The organism is Mucilaginibacter sp. R-33, assembly GCF_049949235.1.
Classification (GTDB): Bacteria; Bacteroidota; Bacteroidia; order Sphingobacteriales; family Sphingobacteriaceae; genus Mucilaginibacter.
Window position 1 is genome coordinate 6,297,435 of the sequence record NZ_CP188089.1, and the last position, 12,308, is coordinate 6,309,742.

Annotated in this window: 9 protein-coding genes; all 9 read left to right on the forward strand. The window is 40.2% G+C overall.

Annotated elements, in window-relative coordinates; translation table 11 throughout:
- Window positions 1–121 precede the first annotated feature (121 nt).
- The 9 genes from rpsT (at window position 122) to ACP26M_RS26310 (ending at window position 12,281) form a co-directional block, all read left to right on the forward strand.
- Complete coding sequence (gene rpsT / locus ACP26M_RS26270; protein ID WP_076374856.1) at window positions 122–376, forward strand: 30S ribosomal protein S20; 255 nt, start codon at window positions 122–124, stop codon at window positions 374–376.
- Between the two features lie 84 nt (window positions 377–460).
- Window positions 461–1,159: a RadC family protein gene (radC, locus tag ACP26M_RS26275; protein ID WP_426584676.1), complete on the forward strand. Its 699-nt coding sequence runs from the start codon at window positions 461–463 to the stop codon at window positions 1,157–1,159.
- Window positions 1,160–1,314: 155 nt separating this feature from the next.
- On the forward strand, window positions 1,315–3,714 hold the full coding sequence (gene pheT / locus ACP26M_RS26280; RefSeq protein ID WP_426584678.1) for a phenylalanine--tRNA ligase subunit beta: 2,400 nt from the start codon (window positions 1,315–1,317) through the stop codon (window positions 3,712–3,714).
- Between the two features lie 91 nt (window positions 3,715–3,805).
- Entirely contained in the window at window positions 3,806–4,096 is a 291-nt protein-coding gene (locus tag ACP26M_RS26285) for a hypothetical protein (protein ID WP_090529765.1), read from the forward strand.
- Between the two features lie 21 nt (window positions 4,097–4,117).
- Window positions 4,118–4,408, forward strand: coding sequence for a cell division protein ZapA (locus ACP26M_RS26290; protein WP_176625017.1), 291 nt, complete (start codon window positions 4,118–4,120; stop codon window positions 4,406–4,408).
- A gap of 242 nt (window positions 4,409–4,650) precedes the next feature.
- On the forward strand, window positions 4,651–6,216 hold the full coding sequence (gene rny / locus ACP26M_RS26295) for a ribonuclease Y (protein WP_426584680.1): 1,566 nt from the start codon (window positions 4,651–4,653) through the stop codon (window positions 6,214–6,216).
- A gap of 63 nt (window positions 6,217–6,279) precedes the next feature.
- A complete protein-coding gene (locus ACP26M_RS26300) occupies window positions 6,280–6,825 on the forward strand; it encodes a DUF962 domain-containing protein (RefSeq protein ID WP_426584682.1) in 546 nt (181 codons plus the stop codon).
- 310 nt (window positions 6,826–7,135) lie between these two features.
- The gene (locus tag ACP26M_RS26305) at window positions 7,136–10,447 is read left to right on the forward strand and encodes a carboxypeptidase regulatory-like domain-containing protein (protein ID WP_426584684.1); all 3,312 of its coding nucleotides are present in this window, start codon (window positions 7,136–7,138) and stop codon (window positions 10,445–10,447) included.
- A gap of 253 nt (window positions 10,448–10,700) precedes the next feature.
- Window positions 10,701–12,281: a hypothetical protein gene (locus ACP26M_RS26310; RefSeq protein ID WP_426584686.1), complete on the forward strand. Its 1,581-nt coding sequence runs from the start codon at window positions 10,701–10,703 to the stop codon at window positions 12,279–12,281.
- Window positions 12,282–12,308 lie beyond the last annotated feature (27 nt).

Consider the following 12,308-nt stretch of genomic DNA (forward strand, 5'->3'; position numbering starts at 1 on the left):
ATTCACATTATCAATCTAATCCCCTTTAAATATAAATCAAAAAACCACTTGCATATTAAATTTAATCGCTCTATATTTGCAGTCCTTAAAATAAGTAGAAAAGAATAACAAGCTATACGAGATGGCAAATCATAAATCATCATTAAAAAGAATCAGGTCAAACGCTGCGAAGCGTCTGCGCAACAGGTACCAGGCTAAAACAACCAGGAACGCTATTAAGAAATTAAGAAACACTACTACCAAAGCTGATGCTTCTGCACTGTTGGGTAAAGTGATTTCAATGCTTGACCGTTTGGCTAAAAAGAACGTTATTCACAAAAACAAAGCTTCGAACAATAAATCAAAGCTTACTAAATTTGTTAACGGCTTAAGCTAATCTTAGCTATTAAAATATACCAAAGGGGATAGTGTACTAACGCTATCCCTTTTTTTGTTTGGCGCTTTTTCATACTTTAATGCCGTGGAAAACTACGAAAGCAAGATCAGTATTAAATCATGGGCTGAGGAAGACCGCCCGCGTGAGAAACTTAGCGGACAAGGGCGCCGCGCCCTTACCGACGCCGAACTGATCGCCATCCTTATCGGCTCGGGCAGCCGCACCGAAACCGCGGTTGAACTGAGTAAGCGCATCCTGCACCATTATGATAACGACCTGAACAAGCTTGGTAAGGCTTCCATAGCCGAACTATCCAAGTTTAAAGGGATAGGGGAAGCCAAAGCTATATCCATTATTGCAGCGCTGGAGATCGGCCGCCGTCGTAACGAATTTGAATCGGGTGCCATTGAGGTGATCACGTCAAGCAGGGATGGTTACAATATTATGCGCCGTCATTTGATGGACCTGAACCACGAGGAATTCTGGATCATACTATTAGGCCGTTCCAACAAAGTATTAGGGAAGGAGCTGATCAGTAAAGGAGGTTTGTCGGCTACGGTATGCGACCCGAAGATCATTTTTTACTCGGCCCTGCAATACCAGGCCAGCGGGCTCATACTGGTGCATAACCACCCATCGGGTAATCTGAAACCCAGTAACGAAGATATCCAGCTCACCAAAAAAATAAGCGCCGCCGGCAGGATGCTGGACATGGGCGTGTTTGATCATTTAATTATTACCGATGCCGGCTACTTAAGTTTGGCCGATGAAGGGTTGATGTAGTTTTGATTTGAAGATTTGAAAATGAGGCGATTTGAAAAGTGACCTAACATTTTCAAATCTTCAAATTGGATTAATTTTCAAATAAAATACCTTTTACCTTTCGCCTTTAACCTTTCAGCCTAAATCGTATCTTTGCCGATTATCATTTCGGAATAATGAAAATATCTTATAACTGGCTTAAAGAATTTATTGATACTGATAAAACGCCCCAGGAAATTTCCATCATCCTTACCGGTACCGGTTTGGAAGTTGAAAGCCTGGAAAAGGTACAGGCTGTTCCTGGCGGACTGGAAGGCCTGGTGATTGGCTATGTAAAGGAATGTACTGACCACGCCAATTCTGATCACCTGCACGTTACCAAAGTTGATGTTGGTGGTGCGGAAGACCTGCAGATTGTTTGCGGCGCTGCTAACGTAGCTGCCGGGCAAAAAGTGGTGGTTGCTGTAGTAGGCACTACTGTTTACCCAACCGGCGGCGAGCCTTTTGCTATCAAAAAATCAAAGATCAGGGGCGAAGAATCTTACGGGATGATTTGTGCTGAGGATGAGATAGGTTTAGGATCCAGCCATGCTGGTATTATGGTATTGCCGGATGATGCTCCTATAGGTACTCCTGCTAAAGAATACTTTAAGCTGAACGACGATTACATGTACGAGATAGGCTTAACCCCTAACCGTGCCGATGCGGCCTCGCATTTGGGTACTGCAAGGGATATTGCCGCTTTCCTGAAAATTGGCATCAATAAACCCGATGTAGGTGCATTTAAAGTTGATAATACCAGTCGTGTGATTGAGGTTATTGTAGAGAATGAGCAGGCATCGCCGCGTTACTCGGGCTTAACCATCAGCGGTGTTGAGGTTAAGGAATCGCCGCAATGGTTAAAGGAGCGTTTGGCTGTTATCGGCGTGCGTGCTATCAATAACATTGTGGATGTTACCAACTATGTCCTGCATGAGCTTGGTCAGCCCTTACATGCTTTTGATGCAGATGAAATAACCGGCGATAAAGTGCTGGTAAAAAATTATGCCGAAGGTACTGTATTTAAAACTTTGGATGATGTTGACAGGAAACTATCTGCCGATGATCTGATGATCGGTAATGCTGAAGAGCCTATGTGTATAGCAGGTGTATTCGGCGGTGCAAAATCAGGCGTTAAGGAATCAACTAAAAATATTTTCCTGGAGAGCGCTTACTTCAACCCGGTATCTGTTCGTAAAACTTCAAAAAGGCATGGTTTAAAAACTGATGCTTCATTCAGGTTTGAGCGTGGTACCGATCCAGACATGACCGTTTTTGCATTGAAACGCGCTGCATTGTTGATTCAGCAGGTGGCGGGTGGCGAGGTGTCGTCAGAGATTTCTGATCATTATCCTGCGCCTGTTGCTCCGTTTGCTGTAGAGATCACCTATAATACCATTGATAAACTCATTGGTAAGAAGATTGGCCATGACGAGATCAAAGGTATTATCACGGCACTTGATATTAAGATAGTGAATGAAACTGCGGATTCATTATCATTACAAGTGCCTCCATATCGTGTGGATGTTACCCGCGATGTGGATGTGGTTGAAGAGATCCTGAGGATCTATGGTTATAACAACATCGAGATCCCTACACAGATCAGGGCATCCCTAAATAACTCCATTCGTCCGGAGAAAGATACTGTTCAAAATCAGTTATCTGATTTGCTCAGCGCAAATGGTTTTAACGAGATCCTGGCTAACTCACTTACAAAATCTGCCTATTCGGATAACCTGGATACTGCCGTTAAGATTCTGAACCCACTGAGCAGTGATCTGGATGTAATGCGTCAAACCCTCCTGTATTCTGGTTTGGAAGCTGTCGCTTATAACCAGAACCGCCGTAGTGCCGATTTGAAATTTTATGAGTTTGGAAAGGTGTACAGTCTTAAAGATGATAAGTACATCGAAACACAACGTTTCAGTGTTTTTATCACCGGGGCTAACACTGCCGAACAGTGGAACCAAAAATCAAAACCAGTATCATTCTACAACATTAAGGCTGTGGTTGATGCTGTTTTGCAGCGCCTGAGCATCAACAACTTTACAGTTGAGGATGCAACGTGTAAAAAAATGTCATTTGGCATTCAATACATGTTAAATGGTAAGCAATTGGTGAAATTCGGGTCGGTAGCTGCAGCTTCTTTAAAAAAGGCGGATGTTGACAAAGAGGTGTTTTATGCTGATTTTGATTTCGACCTTGTGCTGTCAGCTATCCGTAAAAATAAAATCATTTACCAGGAGGTTTCAAAATTCCCGGCAGTAAGACGCGATCTTTCTATGTTAATAGACCAAAGCATATCATTTGGCCAGTTAAAGCAAATTGCCCAGCGTACCGAGCGTAAATTGCTAAAGGAAGTTGATGTGTTTGATGTTTACCAAGGTGATAAGCTGCCTGTAGGAAAAAAATCATATGCTTTGAGTTTTATCATCCAGGATCTGGAAAAAACGTTAACAGATAAGGCAATTGATTCTATTATGCAGAAATTAATTTATAATTTAGGAAAAGAAGCCGGAGCGGAGATAAGAAAATAATAGTGAATGGTTAATTGGGTGAGTGGTTGGATAAATTTGTTTTCTGATAAACCATTCACTCAATCAACTTAATCAACCATTAACCAAAAACATGGCCTCATTAGCGGAGCAGTTAAATAAAATTGTAGATAAAACCGAGCGCCTAATTGAACTGTGCGCTGCTTTGCAGGAGGAAAATGACCTTTTAAAACTGGAGAGCGAGGCGCTTACAGTGGCCCTTAATGCCAGTAAGGCCAAGACAAAAGAACTGGAAGAAAAATTAAAAGTTGTTAAAGTTGCCAAGTCTTTTTCTGAAACAAATGAAAAAAGTGTTGACATTAAGCAAAAAATTAACGACTTTGTGCAGGAAATAGATAAGTGTATTGTATTATTGAAAAAATAGTACAAAAAGTGAAAAGCTCAAATGGGAGAAATCTCAATAAAAATAAATATTGCTGACCGTGTTTACCCCTTAAAGGTTAACATGGAGGAAGAAGAAATAATACGCAGGGCGGCTAAGCTGATCAACGACCGGATAAAAGAGTATCAGGAAAATTATGCGGTTAGGGATAAGCAGGATTTACTTTCAATGTGTGTGCTGCATTACGCAACATCATCATTGAAGGCAGAAAAGAAAGTTACCATTGAGGATACAGAGGTGACTGAAAAAGTTTATCATTTAGATCATTTGTTGACCGAATTTTTTTCGAAGTAATAAACGTTCTTTACATAAATATACAAGAGCACATTAAGATTTAACCGCAGTTAAATTTTAGGTTTCACTATTAAAAACTTAACGCTTCAATATTAAGCGGATCAAGAGGCATGCGTTAGTTGCGATTAACGTTAACCGACCCATGGTCCCCAATATCCGAAATGAAGTTTTAAATACATGATACTTGAAAATTAGTTGCGGTTTTTTTATTTACATACATATATAACACCACCAAACCTAAAATGGACATATTACTATACGTTATCATCGGCCTGCTCGTAGGCGCCATCATCGGCGTTTTGATAGGTCGTTTCCTGCTCCGTAAGCTTTTTAAAGATCAGGAAGCTTCAGCTCAAAATAAAGTAAAAAAGATTTTAAAAGATGCTGAAAATAATGCTGAGATCCTGAAGAAAAACAAGTTGCTTGAAGCTAAAGAAAAGTTTTTGCAAATGAAAGCCGAGCATGAGCAGGAAGTTAATAATAAAAATAATGCGGTAAATCAGCGCGAAAATAGTGTTAAGCAAAAAGAGCAATCATTAAATCAGCGCCTGGAAAATGTTAACCGTAAGGAAAGCGAGCTTGACAATACCCGCAAAAATCTTGAGAAACAAACCGAGATAGTGCTTAAAAAGCAAGACGAGGTTGAGCATCTTAAAAATCAGCATATCCAGCAATTGGAAACCATTGCCGGCTTATCTGCCGATGACGCTAAAAACCAATTGGTTGATACCCTTCGCGAAGAAGCCCGTACAAAGGCTATGATCCAGATCAAGGATATTGTGGATGAAGCTAAGCTTACAGCTACTAAAGAAGCTAAGAAAATAGTTATCCAAACTATCCAGCGTACTGCTACCGAAAGCGCGATTGAGAATACAGTTTCTATTTTCAATATTGAAAACGACGAGATCAAAGGCCGTATCATTGGCCGTGAGGGGCGTAATATCCGTGCACTGGAAGCCGCAACAGGTATCGAAATCATTGTTGATGATACCCCCGAGGCTATTATCCTTTCGGGTTTTGACCCGGTAAGGCGCGAAATTGCCCGTTTGGCTATGCACCGTTTGGTTACTGATGGTCGTATCCATCCGGCACGTATTGAAGAGGTAGTTGCCAAAACCAAAAAGCAGATAGAAGAAGAAATTGTTGAAATTGGTGAACGTACCGTTATAGACTTGGGCATTCATGGTTTGCACCCGGAGCTGATCCGGATGGTTGGCCGTATGCGTTACAGGTCATCATATGGGCAAAACCTGTTGCAGCACTCACGTGAGGTTGCCAACTTCTGTGCTACCATGGCTGCCGAGCTTGGCTTGAACGTTAAAATGGCAAAACGTGCGGGCTTGCTGCATGATATTGGTAAAGTACCTGATGATAACCCTGAACTGCCGCACGCTATTTTGGGTATGCAACTGGCTGAAAAATATAAAGAACACCCTGAAGTTTGCAATGCTATAGGTGCCCACCATGATGAAATTGAGATGACCTCAATGTTATCGCCGATAATCCAGGCTTGTGACGCTATATCAGGCGCACGTCCTGGTGCACGCCGCGAGGTTGTTGAAAGCTACATCAAACGTTTGAAAGAACTGGAAGAACTGGCATTATCATATCCGGGTGTCGAAAAAACATTTGCTATCCAGGCCGGCCGTGAGTTACGTGTTGTGGTAGAGAGCGAAAAGATCAGCGACGCGCAATCAGAAGTTTTGGCTGCTGATATTTCAAACAGGATCCAGACAGAAATGACTTATCCTGGTCAAATCAAAGTTACCGTTATCCGGGAAACCCGTTCGGTAGCATTTGCTAAGTAATCATTATAAAATTAAACGAAACCCTTTCGGCACAAAACCGAAGGGGTTTTTTATTTTTACAGCGTGGCAGCAAAAGCAAATACCAAACAGAAGGCAGCAGTTAAAACTACTGCAAATATTGATGAACGCCCTTTTGATCGTTATTTCAGGGAATATGAAGAAGCTCACCAGGATAGGGTTAACAAAATCATACACTATGTCTGTATTCCAACTTTGGCATTTAGTCTCTTTGGATTGATCTGGGCTATTCCTTTTCCTCATTTAGGCTTTTTAGGGGCCTACAATGGCTATTTTAACTGGGCTTCCTTTGTTATAGCTATTGCCATCTACTTCTATTTAAAGCTATCGCCAATTATATCTTACTTCATCCTGTTTATTTTATTAGGATTTAGTTACAGTATAATGGAGCTTGTAGCGTGGCAGCAAGCGGGAGGGATGCCAATGTATCTCATTTGTGTGATAATTTTTGTTCTGTCGATCGCTGTTTTGAGGATTGGGGAACGAAGGGAAGGGAAAAATCCTAAGACTTATATGGATGTCAAATCATTAGTTATAGCGCCTGCTTACTTACTGAAACAATTGCTTAATAAATTGAGAATCAAAAGTTGATTTTAGTATTTACGTATTAAGTATTTGTTAAAATGCTCATTACCGTTGCCCTTTAAATACTATATAATAGAGGCATTTTTTAGCTGTGACGAACATAATTGTGTAATTTATTTCCGATAGTAGATAAATAAAAACTTAATATTTCGGCGCATTAGATTTGGTATTTTATTGATAATCAGTATTTTTCTATTGGATTTCGGGCGTCTGTGTCAGGTAAAGAAGAAATCATTAAGTAGTTGTTAATATAATAATCTGATGTTAATGTAGAATTAACATTGGTAGGGCAATTTTGTGCAATAAAAATTCACAAATGAAAAAGCTCTACTTTATTATTTTAACACTAATAATTATTGGGGTTGGGGGCGTTGCAAACGCTCAGATCACCACCTCGGTACTTACCGGTAAAGTTACAGATCAAAAAGGTACCACTCTTCCGGGTGTAACCATTACTGTACTTAATACCAGCACAGGTACCAGGTATGGCGCACAAACCAACGGCGAGGGCCGTTTCTCGGTTAATAACATTAACCCGGGTGGCCCTTACACGGTAACCGCTACTTTTATCGGTTATAAAAAAGACGAAAAAAGCGACCTTACCCTTCAGTTAGGTAATGCTACCTTAAACTTTGTATTGCAGGATGCAACTACAACCCTGCAGGAAGTTAAAGTAAAAGCATCTGCTGGTCCGGCTAAAACAGGTGCAAGTACCCGCATTGGTCAAAACCAGATCCGTACTGCTCCCTCAATTAACCGCAGCTTGCAGGATTTAACCAGGAATACCCCTCAAAGTAACAATAACTCATTCCAGGGTACCAACTACCGTTATAACAACGTAACACTTGACGGTGCTATCAATAACGACGCGATCGGTTTCAGCCCATCATTAGGTGGTCAGAACAATGCGTCAGGCCAGGTAGGCAGCAGTACCCGTACAAGTCCTATTTCTCTTGATGCTATCCAGGACATCCAGGTGTATGTTGCCCCTTATGATATTAAAATCGGTAACGTATTAGGGGGTAGTATCAATGCTGTAACCCGTAGTGGTACCAATAACTTCAGCGGAGCGGTTTACGGTTATGGCCGTGGCTCGTTCATGGTGGGGCCAAACAACGCAGCAGCTGCTTCTGGCGGTGATGGTTCAAAGCTTAATGATTTTCATGATTACCAGGCCGGTATCCGTTTAGGTTTCCCTATCATTAAAAATAAATTATTCTTCTTTACCAATGAGGAAATCGCCCGCCGGCAGGACCCTGTTATCAGAGGCCTTGACCACAACGGGGCGTCTAATATACTAAGTCAGGCTGATGGTGATAAATTGGTTACCGCTTTTAAATCATTTACAGGCGGTTTGGATCCGGGTACATATAACAATACCACGATTTTCTCTAACTCAAACAAATTCTTTAACCGTTTGGATTGGAATATCGATGACCACAACCAGTTAACTATCCGTAACAATACCATCAGCTCAAAAGCTACTAACTTAGAGCGCGATCAACAAAACTTCCGTTTCAGCGGTATCGATTACACTTCACACAATAACTCAACTTCAACTGTTGCTGAGTTAAAATCAAGGTTCAACAGTAGCCTAAGCAATAGCCTGGTATTAGGTTATTCAAATGTACATGACTACCGCGATCCTAATTCAGATCCGTCTTTACCACAGATCGAAATCACAGGCCGTACTCCTGGTACAACTATTTTCATGGGTACTGACCGTGAGGCCGCTATTTTTGACATGCACCAGAAAACAGCTGAGTTCACTGATAACCTAACCTGGACAAAAGGCAAACACACTTTTACTTTTGGTACACACAACGAGTTTTATAATATCACCTATAATTTCGTAAACTCATGGAACGGTAGGGTAGCTTATAGCAGTATTGAAGATTTTATCGCCAATAACCCCAGCCGAGTACGTACCAACTTTAATTACACCAATAATACCCGCGATTATATCCTGGCTAATCCTTCTGCTCAATTCAAAGTTAACCTAATGAGTTTGTATGGACAGGATGAAATTCAGTTAACAGATAACTTCAAGTTAACGGTAGCTTTACGAGCCGACTATGCAGGTGTGCCTAACAAACAACCGTTAAGCGATAAAACAACCAACGCACCGGTTGATCCTAACTACGGTAACACTTATACTTATACCAAACCAAAAGATATTAAACAGAATTATCTGGGTAATATAGAGTGGAACCCACGTGTATCATTTAACTATGACCTAAACGGCGATCAAAGCGTTGTTTTACGTGGCGGTAGTGGTTTCTTCACTGGTCGTGTTCCATTTGCATGGTTTGGTTACGCATTTTATAATAACGGCAGAACGTATGGAGCTTATGACGTAAAAGCTCCAAGTTCTGGTATTTCAGGCCAAACACCAGGTACCAACCCGGTACAAACTGCTGCTAATGGCGAATTGAATTATGTTAACAAGCAAATACCTGCTGTAAATACTTCCGCTTCAGGTGCAACGCAAGTTGATATGATCGACAATAACTTTAAAATGCCACAAGTTTGGAGAAGCAGTTTGGCTGTTGATTATACTACTGATGATCAGTGGAAATTTACTGGCGAAGGTATTTATACTAAAGTTATTCATGACTTGAAATTTCAACAGGTAAACACGCTTGATCAGGTAACTTATTACGTATACGATACACAAAAACAACAGCCCATATTTAATAATACAGCCACCGCCCTTAATAAAGGTAAGATCAATACGGCATATACCAATGCTTACCTATTATCAAATACAAGCGAAGGCTACCGTTACAGCTTAACCGCACAGATAGCTAAAAACACGCAATTTAGCCCAACCAGTGCTTTGAACGTGTCTGTTGCTTATACTTTTGGTCACTCAAAAGATGTTACCAATGGTATCCGTAACTCAATGGAATCAAACTGGCAATTAAACCAGGCTTTAAATCCAAACAACCCGGGTATAGCCAATTCAAACTTTGATATCCGCCACCGTATCGTATCAAACTTGAATTTCAAACATGATTGGGATGCGGCTCAAAAATATACAGCAAATTTTACGTTTTTCTTTAGCGCACAATCTGGTAATCCATATACTTATGGTTTCTATCCAAGTGCTATCGATGGAACTGGCCAGCAAGTTAGCTTAGCTTATATCCCTAAGCATGGCGAAACAGTGAATTTCTTCTCTGATATAGTAGGTGGTCAAACAGCAGCACAACAAGCAGCAGCATTTGATGCATTTATTGACAAAAACTCTTATTTGTCATCTCGCCGCGGTAACTTTACCGAGCGTAATGCCGCGTTTACACCTTGGAATAACCAATTGGATTTCCGCTTTACTCAAGACTTTAAATTTGGTGGCAAACACAAACAAATGATCACGTTTACTTATGACGTAATCAATTTGACCAACCTGTTAAATAAGAAATGGGGACAATATTATTTCTCAGCCAATACATATAATTCAACGTCAAGTGTTGGTTTAACACCTGCAAAAGGTGGAACTCCTTCATTTGAAAATGCTCCTACAACTTATCCTAAATATGTATTTAAGGATCCAGGAGTACCATACTCAGTTGATTTGTTCGCTTCACGCTGGCAAATGCAATTTGGAGTACGTTACAGCTGGTAATCGTAAAACAACATATAATAGTTAAGATTAAACTTGAAACGCCTCCGATATTATCGGGGGCGTTTTTATTTTGAGGCGAGTTAGTATTTAATAAGTTTTGTTTTGGCTGCTTAGGTAGGATATAAGATGCGTTTTTTGATTTCATTTGTCTTTAGAGAAATAATTAACAATAGTATAATCTATTCCTTATATAGGTTTATGATTTGGTGCTTATTTTTATATTATATAATAAACCAAAAATTCACAAATCTGTATGAAAAAACAATTAAACCCAATTTATTTTTTGATTTTAACAGCCATTGTCTTATTAAATAGTTGTAAAAAGAACATGATGGAAGATTTGAAGAATCCAAATAATAATTCTTCAAATAAAGCTTTAGGTGTGAGTGCTATCACTCCTTATAGTTTTAACTGGGAGACAGGTGATTACATGCCAACACCAAGCGGAACTTCAATTTTGAAACCCTGGGCAAGTGGTTCAAATCAGTCTTTTCCATTGCTTTACGCCACTGATATTAAAGCTGCAGATGGCTGGCAATTAGTTTATAACACCTTTAATACAACTCAACTTAATCCACCTTTGTATTTTGTTTTATATAATAGGTATCGTGGCGTTTTAAGGGCTTATTTTTATTTAAGCCCTACAACTCCAATTCCAAGCAGCAACGTTACTCACACTTTAGTGCAAAGAACAACAGGTGCTGTCGCTCATTTAATTAGTTATTCTGCTTTAAACGCTGCTGATTTAAGTGTTGTTAGCAATACAACATCCTTAGCCCAGCCCTTTAAAACCACAGCTACGGGTACCTGGTATGCGGCTGAATTTGAGATGGCTTATGATCCTGCGGTAGGCACAAAACCAGCCAATACAAATTTGATGAGTTGGGAGGTTAACTCGATTAACGTGAGTAACCTTACGCTTAATGGCACTTCGCAGGGAAGTATAACAGGCACAATAGCTCAACCTGCCCCGCCATCGCCCAATATGTTTAATAAAGTTATTAATGGCGCATTCCAACTCGGCAGCTTAGTTGAACTGGGCCCGGTTAGCGCTGGAGCGTCTGTACTTAAAACGGCTTTAACCGATGCGCTTAAATCTGGGTTATCCGGATCGGTAAAGAATGTTTCGAACGGTATATTTGGAGGAGCTACCACGGCAGATAGCACAAGACAATATGTTCACTTAACCACCAATACGTCTTATACATTTACAGGAACATCAACGGATATCTATCAATTGGCCAACATCAGTTTAGTTATACCTGGTAGCCAAAATCAGACTACGGCAACCGGTTATGTTCCATTATATCAAAGTCCTTTGGGTTTGATGACTTTGTCGGCAGCACCGACAGCAAAATTGATAGAATCTGACTATGATTGGGGAACCGTTATCGCAGGAGCAAAATTTGATATCAATTCTTATAGTATAGTTTGGAATCCCACTATTATCAATGGCACTTCAACCGGTGCTTCGATTGCTAATATTAAACAGGAAATCCTTAGTTACGAAAATATTTATGATACTAACAACACTACAACTTACAATGAACCCTGGCCTCTAGGAAAGACCGAGTATGACGGAATTAATCCTTATTTGAATTTGGGTTACCCAACTTCACAAAACGGATATGCTTTTGCTATACGTTCACAAGATACTTGCCCGGGATGTGACTACGGTGCTGATTTATTACCTTATGATAATTTTATTGTTGGGCAGAAAATGCCTAATCATGTACTCCGCATTTCATTTGACGTCGTTCCTAATAACGGAGCCCCTAAAATTAAAGTTGTCAAATCGTTTAATATCATAATGACAGGAACGGTATATCAATAATGTAAAGCTAATTAAACTATTTGATTT

Coding starts and splice junctions, on each gene's coding strand:
- rpsT (WP_076374856.1), top strand. CDS start 122: ATGGCAAATCATAAATCATCATTAAAAAGAATCAGGTCAAACGCTGCG.
- pheT (WP_426584678.1), top strand. CDS start 1,315: ATGAAAATATCTTATAACTGGCTTAAAGAATTTATTGATACTGATAAA.
- ACP26M_RS26285 (WP_090529765.1), top strand. CDS start 3,806: ATGGCCTCATTAGCGGAGCAGTTAAATAAAATTGTAGATAAAACCGAG.
- ACP26M_RS26290 (WP_176625017.1), top strand. CDS start 4,118: ATGGGAGAAATCTCAATAAAAATAAATATTGCTGACCGTGTTTACCCC.
- rny (WP_426584680.1), top strand. CDS start 4,651: ATGGACATATTACTATACGTTATCATCGGCCTGCTCGTAGGCGCCATC.
- ACP26M_RS26305 (WP_426584684.1), top strand. CDS start 7,136: ATGAAAAAGCTCTACTTTATTATTTTAACACTAATAATTATTGGGGTT.
- ACP26M_RS26310 (WP_426584686.1), top strand. CDS start 10,701: ATGAAAAAACAATTAAACCCAATTTATTTTTTGATTTTAACAGCCATT.